We start from the raw sequence: 21141 nt of genomic DNA on the forward strand, positions 1-21141 counted from the left end.
CTTTTTGTTGTTTAAGCGAATGAAGGTTAACGGAAGATCATCCATTTCGATTATGGATGGGTCTCCGATGGGGAATATAGAGTGGTAAGGGACAAGTTGAACGGAAAGAAGTGAACAGCACATCATGAAGAAGAACCGCAAGGGAAGCGACACGCGCCGCAGCGGCAAGCCGTCGGCTTCGGCGGCTTCGGCGGCTTCAGCGGCCCTCCTGGACCTGCCGGTGGCCAAGAACGACGAGGTCGTGATCGATATTATAGGAATGAACCATGACGGAGAAGGGGTCGGCCGTGCCGACGGCTACGCCCTGTTCGTTCAGGGCGCCCTGCCAGGCGAGAAGGCACGGGTGAAGGTGCTCAAAACCAAGAAGCAGTATGGCTACGCCAAGCTACTGGAGCTGGTTGAACAGAGCCCAAACCGCATCGCGGCCCCCTGCCCGATCTACGACCAATGCGGCGGCTGCCAGCTGCAGCATATGAATTATGCCGGTCAGCTGGAGTGGAAGCGCCAGCTGGTGGTGGACAATCTGGAGCGGATTGGGAAGCTGCGGGTGATGCGTGAGGCGGAAGATGATGGAGCGATGCGTGCGGGCGATGAGCAGAGTGCCACAGATGGTGGAGGGGACATTGAGAATTCTGAAACCAATGGGGCGAATCCTACCGTGTCCGGCCTTGAATCAGATCAAGAGGGGATCCTCGTGCGGCCGACACTCGGTATGAGCGAGCCTTGGCGCTACCGCAACAAATCCCAGGTGCCGATCGGCGTAACGGAAGGCGGCCTGGTCGGCGGCTTCTATGCCCGCGGCAGCCACCGGATCGTGGACATGGAGACATGCCTCATCCAGCACGAACAGAACGACGAGGTCGTAAGCCGCGTTAAAGCCATCGGGCGGAAGCTAGGCATCACCGCCTACAATGAAGAGACAGGCCAAGGCCTGCTTCGCCATGTGGTGGTTAAGATGGGTTTTGCTACCCGGGAGATGATGATTGTACTCGTCACGAACGGCGAGCGGATACCGCGCGTGAACGAGTGGATCGCTGCGATCCGTGAGGAACTCCCGGCTGTGGTGAGCATCTGCCAGAACGTGAATACACGCAAGACGAACGTGATTTTCGGTGATGTGACTCGTGTCCTGTGGGGGCGTGAGGTTATCCATGATTATATCGGAGATGTGAAGTTTGCGATTTCTGCACGTTCCTTCTACCAAGTGAACCCGGCTCAGACCGAAGTGCTGTATGGTAAGACGGTTGAGTATGCGGGATTGACCGGGGAAGAGACCGTGATCGACGCCTATTGCGGCATCGGTACGATATCCCTGTTCTTGGCCCAACATGCCAAGAAGGTGTATGGGGTCGAGATCGTGAAGGAAGCGATCGAGGATGCGCGTGCGAATGCGGAGCTTAATGGTATGAAGCATGTGGAGTTCGAGGTCGGCGCGTCTGAGGATGTGATTCCGCGTTGGAAAGAGCAGGGCATCGAGGCGGATGTCATCGTGGTCGATCCGCCACGTAAAGGGTGCGATCCGCGCCTGCTAGAGACGATTCTTGAGATGAAACCGGAGCGCGTGGTATATGTGAGTTGTAATCCGTCTACGCTGGCAAGGGATTTGCGGGTGTTGGAGGATGGCGGGTATCGCACGGTGGAGGTCACGCCGGTGGATATGTTCCCGCATACGGTGCATGTGGAGAGTGTGGCGGTGTTGGTTATGAAAGACTAGTAGTTGAGGTGTATTGGCGTATATAACAACGGAGCGGGAGAAGTCCCGCTCTTTTTTTATCTCTTCGACTAGATCCGGGTTGTATCCACTCTGTGAACCTGCGCTCCAGTATAAACCGGGTTGGTTGGGTACCTTTGATAGAGTTCTGATGGCATTTTGTTCCCCTTTTAGTCGCCCCGGACGTTACTCTTGGAGTTGGAGCTCTTCTTAGCATGAAAATGTAATTTTGGGCATACCTCATCCTTCATGAAGATAAAGTCTGAAAATCTCCGGGCTGGCGCCCTGATTTTCAAATATTTTTTATGTGGAATTGGTGGGTAAGGAAACATTATTCCCCTTAATAGGGTGGAGGAAAGGAAAATACATGTGGGTTTAGGTTTCCTACATTACATCAAACGTGCTCAAGTACAGCTTTACAACGTGAAATCAATCCCTCGCCATATGGCGACCGTGACGGGGCTACAAATGATTTGCAGTATCTGAGGATGAAGCACAACTTTCCCCACCTACACCAATAGTTATTTTGTTTCCAAATCATGGGGAGGATGTTGTAAAATATTGTAGAATAGTACCTAATGGCTTGAATCACCCCCGATGGGAGGAACTTTAAGTGCAAAACATACTTGCTTTAGAATTAAGAGAACAAGCAGGTTCGAATAGTTTTAACAGGTTTGATTATCAAGCCCATTGGATTGTGTTTCATATGATTACTGAATATAAGAAGAATTCACAGTTTTTGATTTTTTGCGAGTTTCATGATGATATGGCAAAAGTTTCAGACCCATCAAATCCAAATTGTGCTGAGTTCTTTCAGATAAAAACCACTGCTAAATACAATAAGTGGACACTTCCCTACCTTACCAAGACAACTGTCAAAAGAAGTGGGCAGTTAAAGAACAGTTTTTTAGGCTTCCTATTCTATAACTTTATGAAATTTAATAGCGAGTGTAGTAAGTGCCATTTTGTTTCCAACGTTGGTATTGATGAAGAAATTAAGACATGGCAATCTGTTATTGAAGATGAGAAGCAATTGAAAGTTGTAGATTTTGACCTTTATTCAAAAATTAAAAATTTAATAAAAAGTGAGTTTCAAGATATGGATTCAAATGTATTTGATACAGTGTTTGATAGATTCGTTCAGGAGACTTATATCTATGACGGAGAACTTCCTCTGGAAAACTATGAAAGAGTTGTAGCGGGCGAGTTCTTTAGAATGCTTGAAAATGATGATTTGTATACTTCTAATAGTAATAAGATTCTAAAGGACATCATTGAAGATGTGCGAAAGAAGAGCAAAACGCAAATCGATATGCCAATAAGCTACAGCAAGTTAGTCGAAAAGAAAGGAATATCGTCAGATGTTTTCTCTGCACTAAAATCTTCTGTTAAAAAGATTTCCTCTCAAACTCACTTTAAAGAATATGAAGAATTCCTAAATGAGTTAGGATTGTCTATACAAAAAAGACGATTGCTTGTTAGAACATTAAAAGAACATAAGTTAAAAATACTAGACATTAGCAAATTATTCTATCAAGACACTAATTTAAAAATTTTAGAGACAGTAGATGATATTCTAATGAGAAATTACGAAAAAATTGACGATACTTCTTATTTATTGCATGAAATAGGAAAGGGCTGCAAACAAATTATCGAGGGTGATAATGAATTTAATCTTCCTCTAGTGGAGGCAATATTTTATGAAAGACTCATATCGGAAGATACAGGAATTTAAGAGATTAATACGTAAATTAAGGCTTTTACACGAAGGGGAAAAAAATGAAAAGACTTCTGATAAAAAAGCTGATAGTAATAAGTGATGTTGAAGAGTCGTCAAGAGAGGTAAGTTTTGAAGCGGGTCTTAATTTATTGATTGGTGAAAATAAAACAGGAAAATCATCACTAATAAAAAGCATTTTTTACTCGTTTGGTTGCGAAATGATTTTTGAAGATGATTGGAAAAAGTTGGTGCAAAGGTACATATTGTATTTTGACTATGGTGATATTAAGTACTGTATTATTCGAGAGAAGAAATTCATTAAGTTTTTTAGAATGATAGAAGAATCATCACCAATTGTCTTAGCGGAAACCGAACATTTCCACGATTATTGCGCGGCTCTTATGCAAGAATTTGAAGTGAGTATGGATTGTCTAACCACCGCGGGAGTTAAGATTCCTCTTACTCCTCCATTGTTGTTTAGATTTCAGTACATTGATCAGGATTTAGGATGGTCAAAAATTGGCGAAAGTTTTAGCAACATGAAATACATTAGAAATTGGAAAGAAAATACAAATAAATATGTAGTTGGTTATCAAGGCGAAGAATACTACAAAGAGAAACAAAATCAACTAATAATTAAAAATGTGGTTCAAGAATATAATGTTAAGCTTAAATATTTCAATGAACTCCTTAAAGCAATACAAACTCAAAAATATGTAATAGATAGTAATCAAGAAGAAATTAATGTAGATAAAAGCCAATTGAAGGCTATATTTTCAGAATTAGAAGAATTAGAACGAAGAAAAATAAAAATTGAAGACGAAACTTCTGTATTGAAAAATATCCTATATGAAAGGAATCTTCAATTAACTACTGTTAGGTCATACATAAAAGAACTTGATAAAGACCATGAATTTGCATTGAATCAAGAAGAGGATATTATCTGCCCAACATGTGGCACGGTTCACAAAAATACAATGTTTGATAGATTAGGGATTGTCAAGGATATTCAATCAGGAAACGAACTAATCAAACAAATAAGAAATGAAGTAAAGGAAATGGAATCTGCTTTGGTTCAATTATCAGTAGAAAAAAATGAACTAAATAAAAGATATGTTATTTTAAAGAAAAAAGTAGAGCATAGTAAAGAGTCAGCTTCAATAGCCAATATTTATCGAAATGAAGGTAAACAAGAACTTGTTCTGACTGGAAAGTTTGAAAGGGATAAGATAGTAAATTCGATACTAGAAGAGGAACGTAAGGCTAAACTTATTGAGGAAAAAATTAAAGAGCTAAATTCACCCAAAAGGAGAAAACAGATATTAACCAGTTTTAAAGCAATTTATGAAAAGGTACTAGATGATTTGAATGTACCTCTACACACATTAAAACTTAAAGATTTTGTACAGGAGCTTACAAAAACGGGAAGTGAAAAGCCACGAATAATTTATGCTTATCACGTTTCCCTATATTTGTATAACTTAAATCGAATAGTAAGTCCATTTAATTTCTTAGCTATAGATACACCTAATCAACAAGGTCAGGACTGGAAGAATCTGAAAAGTATTGATGAAGTACTAGGACAGCTTTTAGATAAACGTGGACAAGTTATAATTGGGACTGAAAGAGAAACAGGATATGAAGAACAGGCAAGCAAAGTTATTCGACTATTAGAAGCAAGAAAAACTCTTATAAAACAAGATTATCAAAATCATAAAGAGCTATTCATTGAATTAGAGAAATTATCAATAAACAAATAAAACAATTTGTATCCGCTATCTCTATATTACTTGGATTTGTCTTTTCATTCATATCCTTGAAAAGCGCTTTAAAAGAACATTCATTAAGATTAGCATGTTTATTATTATTGCTGGGATTGAGTCTCTTCTCAAATAACGCATGGTGTTATTTTGCCGCAATATTTATCATCGCAACTGCTTTCCTACAAAATTTAGCGGCTATTATTAGAGGGGACAAGGACTATTTTGATTATAGGAAGGAATTCATTTCTAAAGATGAAGTATTAGAAAGTAAAACAAAAGAGATAGAGACTGACAAAATGGAGACAATTCTTAATACTTCCGAACCAACAGATTCTAAACAAGAAGCTGGGACAGAAGAGAAGAAAGGTAGCGATACAACGGAACAGACAATTAACTTGGAATTGAAAAAGGATAACCAAAAACCTGTCCATTTTGCATTAATCGCTGAAGAACTAGTCTTTAAAAATATTGAAAAGCAGTATCAGAAGCAGGTACAACGACATATAAGAATTTATTGGTAGGTCAGGAACAATAATTGAGTTAGATGGATTATTAGAACTTGACACAAGGGATATTATTTTTGAGATTAAGATATTTCGACAATCGCCATTTCCTTTAACAGTAATCAAGAACTCAATAAAGAAAAAAATAATCCAAGTAGTTGATTGTCAATCAATCACCAAGAAAATAAAGAAGTACAGTAACTTATGAAATTATAAGTTCATTTGAAAAGGAAACAAAGGAAAACCTTGACGAAAGACTATCAAAACTTTCTAATGATATGAATATTTTACCGTTGTAAATAGATAGATAGTGAAAACAAATGCCATTCATTTCGATAGCGATGGTATTATTCATTATATCACAAGGAAAAATCCACTGTGTCTATGAGCCTGCAATTTATCGTAGGAAGCGCTCTCAATGAAAAGGTTCGGAGGGGAAAAATGAATAAAGGAAACATTAAATATCAAAATCATTTAACAGTATTTTTTGATATCTTAGGGTTTGCAGAATTGGTTAACAGGACCCAAGATGCATTGGACATTTATGATATTGTTAACAAGCTGAACTTTATCTCAAGTGATTTAAAGAAAAATATGAAAAGAGCTACATTTTCCGATTTGGTTGTTTTAGCTACTACACAAACTACTTCAACTCGGGGATTTGATTCTCATGTAATTTTAAACAATATTTTTAACGAAATTGCAAGAATACAGGCACAACTAATAATAAATTCAATTTTAGTACGTGGAGGCGTAACATATGATAAACTTTATGTCGACAAAAATTTTATTTTTGGCAAGGGATTAAATTATGCCTACCAATTAGAATCAAAGACTGCAAATTATCCAAGGATTATCATTGATCCTATTGTTTTTGATATCTATAATTCGACATACGAAAATCATTCTCAAATTACTATGGATAACGATGGTATATATTACGTGGATTACTTAAAATACATAACTGCAAATCACAATGAGTACCTTTCGGTAGAAAATTTCTTCAAATCTCATAAGGAATTTATTGAACAGCAAGTGGAGCAAATTAATAATAGCGGTATATCATCAAAAAATCTAAAGTATACATGGCTAATTCTCAAACACAATCAATGTCTAAGTCAATTACCTGATAATTACTCTACCGAAATCAGGAATAGATTTAACGAATATAAGATACGACATGAATTAATAACTCGTCTCACCAAGAGAAGTAATTAGAGTTGCTACGGGCCAGAATATCAAATAGCCTATCACTTTTCAATTTCCAAAACGTCTATTGGCAGATAATATAGATAACATTTTTATTTCATCTTTCGAATCGAAGAGAAGCAACAGAAAATGCTGTACTCATATAATTCCAAAAATTAAACATCAAAGAAGAATTAGATCAATCCTTAATCCCCTTCATTATTTACTGATGTGTAATGGTATTGTGGAAACTGGAGAGAGATGAATGAATTAATTAACCTGTCCTCCTTAATTATAAAAGTAAACCTGTGATAGGAACAAAGCGTGCTTTAGAAAAGGGAGTTAATTACACAGATAAAAGCGAGTGCTAGCATCAGCAACATCAAGATATTCCTTAATAACAGATATTTCACGTTATTATCCAACAATCTATACCCAGAGTATACCATGGGCAATCCATGGTAAAGAGTTCGTGCAGTTCATCACTGTAATTGAAAAAATAGAGGCAGAGTAATAGGAATCAATCGCCTTACCTACCTGAAAAGGCTTAGACATGGCGATTCCCAGACCAAGCCTCAGTATCAACTGAGCTATTTAAAATCGTTAAAACTCATGGTCTGCTTCTAAATTAGACTCATGAGATTTATTGATTCTCTTGAATACATGAAGTGCCTTGTACCTGTCCTTGCAGTTCTACTATGTGAAAATTAGAAGCAGTGACGAGGGGTAAGAGTAGACTGATATATTTTGCAACGGATGAAGACATTGGAGCTGTTATTTCTTATCGTGGAAATTACCGATAGAAGTGGCAGCTCGTTATATTTTTCGTAGGTATCTGATTGAAACTATATGGGTAAAAAGACCTGCTCGTAAAAGGAGTTTCAAGTATAAATGTCGAATTCAAGATGTTGTTTGAATGTGATAGTCTGACGAAGAAGAGGTGAGATAGAAGGAAGGCATCAATAATATTGATCAACTATTAGACCAAAGTATGTATTCAATCAATGGTCCAAGTTGGATGCGTCTGATCGAACACTCCTACTCTCCTTGTATGTTTGATTTTGATTACTTTGAACTATTAGATAGTCTGGCCATAGCCGTTCATGCAAACATGTTCAAAAGTATTACAAAGCGGAAGAAATCGGTAAATTTCCTAAAGGGGATACAGCCTGTTTCCAAGTTCTGTGACAACACAGACAGAACGAATGTTATTGGGTATAATGATATTTTTATAGAGTTATCGAGGATCACTCGGCATATGCGCTCCATTTAAGTACATCCTGCCTAGTCATTTGCGTTTATATGAAGTAATATATGACACGAGCGTAAAGGGAACAAATGGATCGTGAAAAAATGAGGATTTCAGCTGCTCATGTGAATTAACTTGCGCATGCGACTGGAAAGTTCGGTGGAGTCATTTCAGGTTGATGCACTCTAAGATTAAAAATATTTTCAAACTCAACCAGATGAATTCGGCATATTGAACTACTATCAAGATTGATTTATCAGACATTGATGTGCTTCGGTGGAAAGAAGATTTGACGAGTGGTCGTAATTTTCTATTTGCTCTACATGAGGAGATGCATAAAGTAACGCCAGAGTTTGAGTTGAAATGAATATAGATTTGCAACATATGCGGAAAGAATTGAAACAACTTCTTAAATAAGGTACTGGAGGTTAAACAATGAACCATCTGACAATGAAATCGGTCGATTTAACACAAGTCAATATAGACAAGATTGCTGAACTGTTTCCAAACGTAATTACAGAGGCTCGAGATGAATATGGAAAGGTCAAGCGAGCAGTCGATTTTGATTTATTGAAGCAGGAGCTATCCGATTTTCTTGTTGAAGGTGACAACAAAGAGAAATATCAATTGACATGGCCGGGTAAGAAGGAAGCCATTCTTAATGCGAATACTCCTCTGGACAAAACGTTAAGACCAGTCAAAGAAGATAGTGTTGATTGGGATAATACTCGAAACATATACATCGAGGGTGATAATCTTGAAGTATTAAAACTCCTGCAAGAATCATATCTCAATAAAATAAAGTGTATATTTATTGACCCACCTTATAATACGGGAAGAGACTTTATTTATAATGACGATTTCAAGGAGTCAGTAGAGGAATACTTGGAAGAATCAGGACAATATGATTCAAATGGTAATAGATTGATTCAAAATAGTGAATCGAACGGACGTTTTCATAGTGATTGGCTAACAATGATGTACTCACGTATTAAAGTTGCAAGAAATCTACTAAGAGAAGATGGAATAATCTTTATTAGCATTGATGATAATGAGGCAGATAATTTAAAAAAAATATGTGATGAGATTTTTGGGGCTAACAACTTTATAGAAAAAGTAATTTGGAAGAATAAGTACAATGCGGGAGCCTTGACAAAAGGATTTTCAAACATTCATGAATATGTATTATGCTATTCAAAAAATCCTCTTCTAAATATTGAAGTTCCACTTGATGAAGAAGCTATGAAGGAATATGAAAAAAATAAGGACTCAAAATATGAAACAAGAGGGGGATACATTACGCAACCCCTTGCAACTAATAGTAAGGATGACCGACCTAATTTAGTATATCCTTTAATTCACAACGGAGTCGAGATTTGGCCAGAAAAGCAATGGATTTGGTCTAAGGAACGGCTGTACAAAGCTTATGAGAACGATGAAGTAGTAATTAACAAATCAAGTGGAAAATACAGTGTTCGAATGAAACAATACTTGAAGGATGAAAACGGAAATGTAAGGAAGATTAAACCACTTTCAATACTGACCGGACCATTTAACCAAGAAGCTACAAAAGAGATGAAAGAGTTATTCGATGGTCGGGATCCTTTTGGATTTCCCAAGCCGATGAGGTTAATAGAATATTTTTTTAGTTTCTCATTGAATAATTTAGACGATAAGGAAGGTATTTATTTAGATTTCTTTTCTGGATCAGCAACATCTGCCCAAGCAATAATGAATCTAAATTCGAAGGATGGAGGGAAAAGGAGATATATTCTAATTCAGATACCAGAAATAAATAAATCAAATAGTCAGTTTCCGAATATTTGTGAACTAGGTAAAGAACGCATTCGCCGTTCTGCGAAGAAAATCAAAGAAGAAACCGGAGCGGATATTGATTATGGTTTTCGGGTGTACCGCGTAGACTCCAGCAATATGAAAGACGTATACTACACACCAGACAAACTGGGTCAGATGAATCTAGAAGATGTTTCTTCTAACATCAAGGAAGACCGTACCAGCGAGGACTTATTGATCCAAGTGATGCTTGAATGTGGACTGGAGCTTTCCTTGCCAATGGAATCAAAAGAGATTGCGGGCAAGACAGTTCATTATGTTGCGGGTAATTCCTTAATTGCTTGCTTTGATGAAGAGATATCGGAGTCGGTCATCAAAAAGGTCGCAGAGGATCAACCTCTTCGCGTTGTATTCCGTGACAGTTCATTCAAAGATGATTCAGCTCGAATCAATGTAGAAGTACTGTTTAAGCTGCTCTCTCCAAGCACAGAAATTCAAGTGGTCTAAAGGAGGTGAGAGGGATGAAGATTAAATTCAAACACCAGCAGTTTCAAGAAGATGCAGTTAAAAGCATCACCGACGTCTTTAATGGGCAACCGAACGAATTCTCTCGTTTCACTCTTGATAAAGGACGGCGGCAGAAGACGGAGTATCAAGTGGATTTATTTCAATCAACAACAAATTATGAATCGGATTATGGGGTTAAGAATAATCCTGTCAAGCTTATCGATCAAGAAGTACTGAGAAACATTCAAACGACACAACTCCAAAACGGCTTGAAATTGTCGGAACGGCTTGAGGGGAAATTCAATCTGACGGTCGAGATGGAGACTGGTACAGGTAAGACCTATACCTATATCCGTACCATGTTTGAGCTCTATAAAAAGTATGGGTGGAGCAAATTCATCATCGTTGTCCCTTCCATTGCGATTCGGGAAGGCGTGCTCAAGACGTTCCAGATTACGGAAGACCATTTCATGTCAGAGTATGGCTCAAAGGCTCGCTATTTCGTTTATAACTCAAAACAATTGCATCATATCGAGAAGTTCGCAAGTGATGCGGGTATCAACGTGATGATCATTAACTCGCAAGCGTTCGCTGCTAGAGGGCAAGATGCTCGACGCATCTACAACGAACTGGATGACTTCAATAGCCGGAAACCTATTGATGTTATCGCCAGTACGAATCCCATCTTGATTATCGATGAGCCACAATCCGTTGAAGGTCCGAAAACAAAAGAGTCGTTAAAGTTGTTCAAACCGTTGTTTACGTTGCGTTATTCAGCCACTCATAAAGAGGACTATAACAAGGTCTATCGTCTTGATGCTCTGGATGCGTACAATATGAAGCTGGTAAAGAAGATTAGCGTTAAGGGTATTTCGGTTAAAGGAACGAGCGGAACCAACAGCTATGTATATCTCGAAGGTATTGATGTCAGCACCAAGCGGGCTCCCATAGCCCGGCTTGAGTACGAAACGAGGACAAAATCCGGCCTTAGCAAAGTTTCCAAAAAAAGAGTAACCGGCGATGATCTGTATCAATTATCCGATCATCTGGAGCAATATAAAGGTTACAAAATATCCGAAATCAACGGACAGAATAACAGTATCAGCTTCACCAATGGGGTTACTTTATACGCAGGAGACGTACAAGGTGATGTCAATGAGAATCACTTCCGCCGAATTCAAATTCGGGAAACGATCAAGTCACACTTCGATAAGGAGCGGATCCTATTCCATAGAGGAATAAAGGTGCTCTCTCTCTTCTTCATCGATGAAGTCGCGAAGTACAGGCAATATGATAAGGACAACACAGAACTGAACGGAGTTTACGCTGAAATATTTGAAGAAGAGTATATGGAACTTCTGAATGAACAACTTTCGTTGTTTGAGGATGACCCATATATTCAGTACCTGACTTCAATTCAAGTACGCGGTACGCATAAAGGTTATTTCTCCATCGACAAGAAGAGCAGCCGACTTGTTGATTCGAAAGTGTCTGCAAAAGAAACTGATTCAGATGATGCCGACGCTTACGATTTGATTATGCGGGATAAGGAGCGTCTTCTCAGTTTTGAGGAACCAACCCGGTTTATCTTCTCCCACTCGGCGTTGAAGGAAGGTTGGGACAATCCAAACGTATTCCAGATTTGCACGCTCAAGCATAGCGACTCAACGATCAAGAAACGGCAGGAAGTCGGGCGTGGACTAAGGTTGTGCGTGAATCAGTACGGTGAACGGATCGATTCCAGCATTCCTGGCATTGATGTACATGAGATTAACTCCTTAACTGTCGTTGCAAGCGAATCCTATGAGCAATTTGCTAAGCAGCTTCAAAACGAAATTGCTGATACATTGTCGGATCGACCACGCAAAGTGAATACTAGTTTCTTCCTAGACAAAGTGCTTACCAATGCATGTGGTGAACAGATGAAAATCGATGAGAGACTGGCAAGTAAGCTACAATTTGCATTCATAAAGAATGACTATGTCGATAGCGACTTCCATCTGACAGATGATTACTTCGCCGCTATGGAAGGGCAGCATGTAAAACTGCCTGATGAATTGAGTGCATATCAAGAGGCGCTTATCGAGTTGGTAAAATCCATATATGTCGAAGGCAAGTCAAATATGACGAATGATGATCGGAAGAATACGATTTCAACCATCACGGTAAACGATAACTTCCACAAGAAAGAGTTCAAGGAATTGTGGAATCGGATTAATAAGAAATCGGTTTATACTGTTCAGTTTGATTCGGAAGAACTAGTACGGAAGTGTGTCTTAACATTAGATATAAACTTGCAGGTGCCCTCCATCCGTTACTCCATTAAACATGGGGAGATGAATCAAGTTGAGTCCCGAGAGCAACTGAAGCAAGGAGAGGCGTTCGAACAGCGGGAAACACAAACGGAGTATGTACACAGGGCTGCAACATCAAAGATCAAGTATGACTTGATTGGTAAGTTAATGGATGAGACGCGTTTGACTCGGAAAACGATTGTCGCCATTTTGAAAGGCGTTAAGCAGTCTACTTTTATGTTATTTCAGAAGAATCCAGAGGAATTTATCATTCGGGTTTCCAAGCTGATTAACGAACAGAAGGCGACGACCATCATTGAGTCCATTACTTACGATGTGGTTAATGATACGTTTCAAACGGATGTTTTTACTAAGAACACACTTAAGGGACAACTAGGACAAAACGCCATTCCCGTTGATAAACATATTTACGATTATGTTGTGACGGATTCCAAGATCGAGCGGGCATTCGCCAAAGAGTTGGATACGAGCAAAGAAGTGAACATTTATGCTAAGCTTCCTCGCGGATTTTACATCCCTACTCCAGTCGGCAACTACAACCCTGACTGGGCGATTGTGTTCAAAGAAGGCGACGTTAAGCACATTTACTTTATTGCTGAGACGAAAGGTTCTATGGATTCTATGGAACTGCGTGAAGTTGAGAAGGTGAAGATTGAGTGTGCACGGAGGCATTTTGCCAAACTAAACTCAGATTATTTGAAGTACGATGTAGTTAACAATTACGAAAAGTTGTTGGAGATCGTAAAGGGATGATCTAATAATAACAAGAGCAGAAGATCAACAATGATGGAGCTTCTGCTCTTTCTTTGGCTTATTGGATAGATAGCAAGTGAATTATGATGTATGCATTAGAAATTCTGCAGTATTTCACTTACCCCTTCGCTTCAATCCAGGAAAGACAGTATCTATAGAAGAGATGATATGGGTAAGTATTTTTTTAATTTCTATCAATTTGAATCATATTATAATACATATCTTCTACCATTAATATTGGAAGCTAACAGCTATACGGGTCCTAGCTCCTTTCATTGTATCTCTAATACCCTAGGATGTCATGAATATATGAATTCATCTCATTTCTTGGACAAAAACATGCTCCATATCAGTTTATTGCTATGCAACAGGACACTAGAATCCATGTTAAACGCTTTATATATAAGGCAGAGAGAAGGCAGCTTATTTCAAGTTTTTACTAAAATAATTAGCATTTAATCGATTTTATAATCTTTGGTATTAATTCTAAAAAAGCTGATCGGAGTCCGATCAGCTTTTTTAACTATTTCCATCAATCCGCCGAAAAATTTCAATTATATTTTTCAACACATAGACTCCTCGCAGCTTCAGAAGCTTCTGAACCGCGTAGACGATGTGCTGATTCATCTATCAGGTAGAGTAGCATCCAATCCTTCCGAGTTGTATCGTTCGATTTTTTAAAGATATGTCTTTAAATAATGAGCATGTTGAAACAAGATGTCATTATGCGTAGATACTGGTGGTATCTTCATGATCATCCAACTGGGCAATTTGAAGTGAATTTCGGACAATTGGTTCTGGGTCTTTTTATTTCTACACTAACTTTAAATGATAGGGAGACAGTTTAATGAAGTTCCTTTTATCTATCGTGATGCTATATATGACGGCTCTATTAACGTGTTGCCAGAAGGAACCCGGATTACGGCATTCGAGACATGGGACGAGACGAATGGATGCGAAGGCTGTAAGTGTATTTGAAGAAGCGATAATGCTCGCAAGCCGAAAGAATGGGACCGGATTACGAAAATGATGATCATCTTACAGACCAATTCCCCGTTCAACGTGTTTATTTAATAAAGATTGAGAGACTATTGTCGTTGTATTTTGTGAAATTGGGTCACCATTTTTAATTTAAATGAATTAGGTTAACATGGAAGCAGGATCCTGTTGGAGACGAAAGATTGAACCGATTCCAGTGGGACCTGTAAGGAAATGAGCATCTACTCTACACTTCCTTCGGTATGATACAATGGTCGAAATTAACCATGTAAAGGATGAGATACTATGCCGGTTTACAATAAGCTAGTTCGAGATCTTATTCCCCAAGTAATTGAATCTAGAGGTAAAGAATTTCGCACACGAATCTTGGATGAAGAAGAGTATACGAAAGAATTGGTCGTAAAGCTCAAGGAAGAGTCTGAGGAATACTTTGCCGCTCAAAGTTCAAAAGAATCGTTGGAAGAGCTTGCAGATATGCTTGAGGTTATTCGGGCGTTGGTCGTCGTACATGGTGCAACATGGGAAGAATTAGAGATCTTGAGAGAGAAGAAGGTGGAAGCTCGAGGTGGTTTCCAGGAACGGGTGTTTTTAATCGATGTCCACGACAACGCTTAATATCAGTCTGATTACAGAATTAAGCAGATATTTTAATCATCAGGATGTAAAATACTTCTGTATCTTTATAAAATATCCATTACATTACTTACATAGTTGGCTGCTTCGTATAATAATTAAAATTTTGATTTATAGGGGCATTGGTATTGATTTGTATTAAGTAGCAATCAATTCAGCTTAATTCCCTTAAGGTTTAGCTTTTTATATTAAACCAAGCTTTTTCATGACCGATATTAACTATAAGATATTAGTTCCCTTGATATTTGTACTACTGATGTCAATAGCACCTCTTAGTCTATGCCACTGTTTAGAATTAATTTCTTTTGAAATAGTTATAACCTTGCTAAATCCCTGGAGGTCCTAATGCTACCAGAACAACTCTCATCCATATTTCGCACCAAACAAAAATCCTACAAAATGGTCCTAGTTCTTTCACTTATCGAACATTACCAACAGACCCATTCGCTCTATTTCCCGCTCGGCATGATTGCTGAGCGGTTTTTGGCATACTTTCAAGAGAATAGTAAGCTAGGTGAGAGAGTAGATTCACCTCCCCCTGGCAAGGCAAGCCACTGGGATGATTTTACCTTATCTCAAACCATAACCTTGCTTAAAACACCATTGGAGGCGCTATCGGCCATCTTAGAAGTTGATCAAAATCAGCAAACGGTAACGTTTCGTCCTGATATAGCAGACAAAATAGATGACCACGTCTTGCGAGAGTTAAAGGAGTATGCTCTGACGGAGCTACAGAACTATAACGATAAGCTAGGGAAGCTAGCATTCTCCCTTCAAAATGCTCTGTCTGAAATCATGAACAGTTACATAACAGCTAGAAACCAAACATTTGCAGGTCACCCATTAGGTACTCTGTTCAGACAGACAATTCCTGAGCAAATAAGATCATTCTCTTTTATAGATCCTAAATACAAAATTCAAGGTTCTGTTGGTATGGGGAACTGGGCCAACATTCCTTGGATCGCGGTGATGGATAAGCGGATAACGGATACAACACAGCACGGCGAATATATCGTTTATTTATTTTCAGAGGACATGGAATCTGTCTATCTTACATTAAACCAAGGGGTTACTGTACCCAAAGATGAGCTCGGAAAGAAAGAAGGGTACCACTACCTAGAACAGAAGGTCAATGAGCTCCGTGAACTCCTTCCACTTGAAGGTATGCAGAAGGATGAAGGCATTAACCTTACCACGAGAAGTGGTCTCGGCCGCGATTACCAAGTCTCTACCGTAGCGTATATCCGCTATGATCGAGATACCATCCCAAATGACGATCAATTACTGGCCGATCTAGAGAATGTGATCTCTAACTATAAAATATATGTGGACCATGTCATTAACAATAAAGGCGTAGATGAAGTGATACCATCGAAAGAAGAGAAGGAGAACCCGTCCTTGAGTTCATTAACTGTGCCAGAACAAATCGAGCAAATCCAATCATACATCTCCCACCGAGGATTCCATTATCCGCACGGCCTTATCGAGAACCTGTACCTCTCTCTAAAAACCAAGCCTTTCGTTATTTTGGCGGGAGTATCGGGTACCGGAAAAACCAAGCTTGTTAAGCTTTTTGCTGAAGCACTAGGTGCTACAGGAGACAATGGACAATTTACGCTGATTCCGGTTCGGCCTGACTGGAGCGATCCTTCTGATTTGCTAGGATATAAAGACTTGTCGGGAGTGTTCCGACCAGGACGCTTAGCAGAAGTTCTTGTTGAAGCTTCACGGCCTGAGAATCAGCACAAGCCTTATTTTGTCTGTCTGGATGAAATGAACCTAGCGCGAGTGGAGTACTATTTCAGCGATGTGCTTAGCGTGATTGAGACACAGGAATGGAAACAAGAGCGGATCGTGACGACCAAGCTCATTAACCGGGAGTCCTTGCTACCGGAGGATCAATCGGTATATGGGGACTTGTCCATTCCAGATAATGTGTATCTGATTGGAACGGTGAACATGGATGAGACGACGCATCCTTTTAGCAAGAAGGTACTGGATCGCGCGAATACGATCGAGTTTAATTATATTGATTTGCAGCAATATCCGAGCTTAGAACTGCAAGATGAGGGGACGCCTTTGGCCGTGCATAACTCGTTCTTACGAAGCGAGTATCTGCAACTGGTTGACGTGTATTCCGAGTATACGGATTTAGTTCATGCTACGACGGAAATGCTTGTGAAGATCAACAACATCTTAGAAGAGATCCATTCTCATGTCGGATTTCGGATCCGGGATTCAATCTGTTTTTATATGGTATACAATCAGCGTCATGAGCTGCTATCGAATGATGAGGCCTTTGATCTTCAGCTCCTACAGAAGATCCTTCCTCGCGTTCAAGGCAGTAGCCTATCAGTGAAGCGGGTACTCCTTAAATTACTACAAGGGGCACTAGGGAGAACGTTGTCAGTATCAGAACTTATGGATGATGCGTCGGAGATCTATCTAAAATGGAATGACAACGAAGAGGAGAACAAGGCTAAACATCCTTTAAGCGCTCGGAAAATCGCCTTTATGCTACGGAGGTTAGAAGAAGATGGATTCACCTCTTACTGGCTCTCTTAACCAGAGCGTGGAACTGCTGCGAGTCGAGACCAACCTCTTCAATCTTTACATTCAAGGCAAACCATATCATCCTACAGTGGAGTCTATGCAACTTCATCACAGGAAAGATGGGGAATGGATGGATACAAGCTTACAGGTTCATTCCCTTTCGGGTGATTTAAAGATCGAGCAGATTTCGGTGTTCTCAACGGAAACAGGAGCGCTCACCCCGTGGGAGGTGGGGGAGAAGAGCTGGCCGCTATTTTTCGAAACGCAGTCGTATGAGCTCGTTGTGGAGAAGAAGCAGCCACTGGCTCTAACCTTCCATCATGAGAATGCTAGCGTAAGACAAGCGATTAAGCCACTTGGCCAATCTATCCTGTCGGGAATCTTGAACTTTCAGAACGAGGTTGGTTTATCCGATCTGGGGCTCCGGCTAAACGGGCAGATTGTTTTTCAGCTACAACTGGAGATTTTTCCTTCCAAAATGGATTACAAAGAAGATTATCAAATGATACTAAACGATGTGAATCGGCAGATTTATAATTTGTCTTTTGACTTTCTTCGCAAGACGTATCATTTAACCGGATTAAAAGAAACGAAACATCAAAGTCTTACGGAATTTTTTGCAATTCTCCAGCATGTGTTTGAACAGCTTGTTCAAGCGGTGGAGCGAATACAGACTTCTCCTAACTACAAGCTAGAGAAAGAGATGAGGAGGGTCGAGGCAGCAAGAGTTAAGAAGACAGGTAAAGAAAACATAGCGTACCTGACCAAACATCCTCATTTACTTAGACAAGACGATAAGATTGGTTTTATTCCAGTTAACGGTCAAACCTTATACCCTACCCAAGCTTTGGAGATGAAACGTCGAATCCAATATGACACGATGGAAAATCGGTTTGTACGGTGGGTGCTGGAGCGCATATCAAAAAAATTAAAGGAATTGAAATCAAGACTATCCGGAAGTGCTCGGATGCAGGATCCCCTCCTAATGAAGCGGATGAGCTCTATGCAGAATCAGCTACAGCGATTGTTAAGGCTGGATTTTCTAAACGTTGGTGGGATGAAGCAGCTTTCCGTATCTTTAGTATTACAAATGGCACCTGGATATCGGGAAGTATATCGTAATTATTTGATGCTCATGAAAGGGTTATCGATCCAAAGCGACTTGTTCCGTCTCTCGATGAAAGACTTAGCGCAGCTGTACGAATACTGGTGCTTCTTGAAAATCCATGATCTCCTCAGTCAGAAATATGAGCTTCTCAAGCAAGATATCATCAAGGTTCAGCGCTCTGGAATTTTTGTGACGTTGGACAAGTCGGCCAGCGCTAGGATGGTGTACAGGAACCCGAGTAACGGGGAAATATTTACACTCTATTACAACGCGCTTCCCAAAGGGGATCGAAGCGCTACGCTCGGTCAGAAGCCGGACAATGTGCTGACGCTAAAGAAGAACGATGCTACGGTGGAGTATAAGTATATTTTTGACGCGAAATATCGGATAAATCCTGCATACGAGGGAACCCCTTATTATGATAAATACAAGCAGCCAGGTCCGGAGGAAGACGATATCAACACGATGCATCGGTATCGGGACGCAATCGTTTATTCAGACAAGCAAGAGCAAGAGTATGAACGGAGTATGTTTGGAGCGTATGTACTCTTTCCATATCATGATGAGGCGAAATTTCGGGAGCATCGTTTTTATAAGAGTATTGAGCTCGTCAATGTAGGAGCCTTCCCGTTTCTACCCAACTCAACGGAGCTGATGGAGGAATTCTTGGATGAGCTCATTAAGGACAGCCCGGAAAAAGCGTACGAACGCTCGACGAGACCTCGAGGTACGAAGAGTTACTACCAGGACAAAATGGCTGGCAAAAATGTATTGGTAGGTTCACTAAAAGAACCTTCCCAGCTGGAACAGGCACTGGAATTAAACTTTTACCATATCCCTCTTGAAAATGTGACGGACCACAAGATTCTAACGCAGATCGAATATATTGCCCTCTATCAATCGAAGGGAAAGTTCGCTTCTACCGGAGAAACAGGTATTCACTGGTATGGACGAGTTACCGATTGGAAGGTACTGCGCCGCAGAGAAATTATGGAGCGTCCCGCGAGACGGGGATCTGAGGAAAAGCTGTATGTGAAATTTACGATCGACAGGTGGATGAAACGGGATAAACCGATTGTTTCAGGTGGACGAGGAATCTACACGGCTCTGTATACATCGAAGTATATTTTCGACCGGGCCGCAGAGATAGCGGAACTGAAATTAGAGACGGAAGAAGATCTGATAAAGTGGCGTGAGGAGAGACGCGCTGGTACGGTAAGGGTGGAACTGGATCATGAGCAGGTGGATTTAGCTAAGCGGGTGCTAGGAGTTCATGGTTCAGGTGAAATGATATAAGGAGAAGTTAAAACGCATGGCGAAAACTTATAAAGCCGAAGGGCAACAGCTTGCTTATGTATTAAGAGGTTTGTTTACGATTGCAGCCCTCTCGTTATATTTTATTAATCCTAAATTACATTGGGGTGTATTTGTAGGTGTGTTTATTTTGGGGTTGGTCGTTGCCCAATGGGTGGGCGCTGCATGGACTAGAAATAGACGAGCAAATAAGAAATCCATGAAACATCCCGCAACCAGAGCAGCCTCTACCACAACTTCAAACAATATGAAATCACGATCACATCAAACGAAGGCACTGACAAAACTTACAGACGCTCAGCTTATCACTAGAGATGTCCATAATCTATCCGGACCGGATTTTGAAAGACTGATGGAGTTGTACTATAAAGATCAAGGATATGCCGTTGAACGAGTTGGTGGATCGGGGGATAGCGAGGTTGATCTCATTCTTCGCGGTAAAGAGGGATATAAAATTGCAGTACAGTGTAAACGGTGGAAGCAGAATGTTGGTAATGATATTGTTCTTCGATTGAAGGCAGGAAAGCAAGTGCACGGTTGTTATGATGCCTGGGTGGTCACGACCAGTAATTTTACCAAGGACGCTAGAAGAGACGCTGAGCGATTAAACATTCAATTAATTAACGGTATTGCACTTGAGAACAAGTTGAATGCCTGGAAAAGGAAGAAACGGATCGGATGAATCATCATTACATGTAGAACGGAGCTCTCTTATGTTTGAAAAATTAAAGTCCTTGTTCAAATCCGCTGATAAGCCAAAGAAAAGGGAGGCAAATAACAGTAGCAACAAACACTCCAAATAAACAGCCACGGCCAACTTCATCTACACTGGCAAAATTACTTAGACCCCGATCCCATAAAGCCTACTCTTAATGATGAACAAACATCCTCCTTTCCATATTTCATCTTAATTACCTTGATTATAATGCCTTTAGCTTATAAAAACGGAGAAGTGTAATCATGATATAACTTTTTCGTAAAAAAGTGTTATCATGATATCACAAATTGTGTATAATATTATTAAAGGAGGT

At 39.9% G+C, this 21141-nt stretch carries 11 protein-coding genes; all 11 read left to right on the forward strand.

Annotated features, from left to right (window positions below; genetic code table 11):
• Positions 1-124: 124 nt before the first annotated feature.
• Positions 125-1714 (forward strand): 23S rRNA (uracil(1939)-C(5))-methyltransferase RlmD, encoded by a 1590-nt coding sequence (gene rlmD, locus BJP58_RS25030; protein ID WP_194541018.1) that lies wholly within the window; start codon positions 125-127, stop codon positions 1712-1714.
• Positions 1715-2324: 610 nt separating this feature from the next.
• Positions 2325-3446 carry a dsDNA nuclease domain-containing protein gene (locus BJP58_RS25035; protein ID WP_194541019.1) on the forward strand — a complete coding sequence of 374 codons (1122 nt, stop codon included), beginning with the start codon at positions 2325-2327 and terminating at the stop codon, positions 3444-3446.
• Between the two features lie 44 nt (positions 3447-3490).
• Positions 3491-5191, forward strand: coding sequence for a hypothetical protein (locus BJP58_RS25040; RefSeq protein ID WP_194541020.1), 1701 nt, complete (start codon positions 3491-3493; stop codon positions 5189-5191).
• A gap of 56 nt (positions 5192-5247) precedes the next feature.
• A complete protein-coding gene (locus BJP58_RS25045; RefSeq protein ID WP_194541021.1) occupies positions 5248-5715 on the forward strand; it encodes a hypothetical protein in 468 nt (155 codons plus the stop codon).
• Between the two features lie 423 nt (positions 5716-6138).
• On the forward strand, positions 6139-6915 hold the full coding sequence (locus tag BJP58_RS25050) for a hypothetical protein (RefSeq protein WP_194541022.1): 777 nt from the start codon (positions 6139-6141) through the stop codon (positions 6913-6915).
• A 1654-nt stretch (positions 6916-8569) separates the two neighbouring features.
• Complete coding sequence (locus tag BJP58_RS25055; RefSeq protein ID WP_194541023.1) at positions 8570-10435, forward strand: site-specific DNA-methyltransferase; 1866 nt, start codon at positions 8570-8572, stop codon at positions 10433-10435.
• Positions 10436-10449: 14 nt separating this feature from the next.
• Complete coding sequence (locus BJP58_RS25060; RefSeq protein ID WP_194541024.1) at positions 10450-13503, forward strand: type III restriction-modification system endonuclease; 3054 nt, start codon at positions 10450-10452, stop codon at positions 13501-13503.
• Between the two features lie 1284 nt (positions 13504-14787).
• Entirely contained in the window at positions 14788-15117 is a 330-nt protein-coding gene (locus tag BJP58_RS25065) for a nucleoside triphosphate pyrophosphohydrolase (protein ID WP_194541025.1), read from the forward strand.
• A 363-nt stretch (positions 15118-15480) separates the two neighbouring features.
• Complete coding sequence (locus tag BJP58_RS25070) at positions 15481-17700, forward strand: MrcB family domain-containing protein (RefSeq protein WP_194541026.1); 2220 nt, start codon at positions 15481-15483, stop codon at positions 17698-17700.
• A complete protein-coding gene (locus BJP58_RS25075; protein ID WP_194541027.1) occupies positions 17672-20092 on the forward strand; it encodes a restriction endonuclease-like protein in 2421 nt (806 codons plus the stop codon). The genes BJP58_RS25070 and BJP58_RS25075 overlap by 29 nt, the downstream gene beginning before the upstream one ends.
• A gap of 16 nt (positions 20093-20108) precedes the next feature.
• Positions 20109-20792: a restriction endonuclease gene (locus BJP58_RS25080; protein ID WP_194541028.1), complete on the forward strand. Its 684-nt coding sequence runs from the start codon at positions 20109-20111 to the stop codon at positions 20790-20792.
• Positions 20793-21141: the final 349 nt, after the last annotated feature.

This window comes from Paenibacillus sp. JZ16, assembly GCF_015326965.1.
GTDB lineage: Bacteria > Bacillota > Bacilli > Paenibacillales > Paenibacillaceae > Paenibacillus_AQ.

Excerpts from the sequence above, each read along its gene's own strand:
- rlmD (WP_194541018.1), top strand. The coding sequence starts at position 125 with ATGAAGAAGAACCGCAAGGGAAGCGACACGCGCCGCAGCGGCAAGCCG.
- BJP58_RS25040 (WP_194541020.1), top strand. The coding sequence starts at position 3,491 with ATGAAAAGACTTCTGATAAAAAAGCTGATAGTAATAAGTGATGTTGAA.
- BJP58_RS25050 (WP_194541022.1), top strand. The coding sequence starts at position 6,139 with ATGAATAAAGGAAACATTAAATATCAAAATCATTTAACAGTATTTTTT.
- BJP58_RS25055 (WP_194541023.1), top strand. The coding sequence starts at position 8,570 with ATGAACCATCTGACAATGAAATCGGTCGATTTAACACAAGTCAATATA.
- BJP58_RS25060 (WP_194541024.1), top strand. The coding sequence starts at position 10,450 with ATGAAGATTAAATTCAAACACCAGCAGTTTCAAGAAGATGCAGTTAAA.
- BJP58_RS25065 (WP_194541025.1), top strand. The coding sequence starts at position 14,788 with ATGCCGGTTTACAATAAGCTAGTTCGAGATCTTATTCCCCAAGTAATT.
- BJP58_RS25070 (WP_194541026.1), top strand. The coding sequence starts at position 15,481 with ATGCTACCAGAACAACTCTCATCCATATTTCGCACCAAACAAAAATCC.
- BJP58_RS25075 (WP_194541027.1), top strand. The coding sequence starts at position 17,672 with ATGGATTCACCTCTTACTGGCTCTCTTAACCAGAGCGTGGAACTGCTG.
- BJP58_RS25080 (WP_194541028.1), top strand. The coding sequence starts at position 20,109 with ATGGCGAAAACTTATAAAGCCGAAGGGCAACAGCTTGCTTATGTATTA.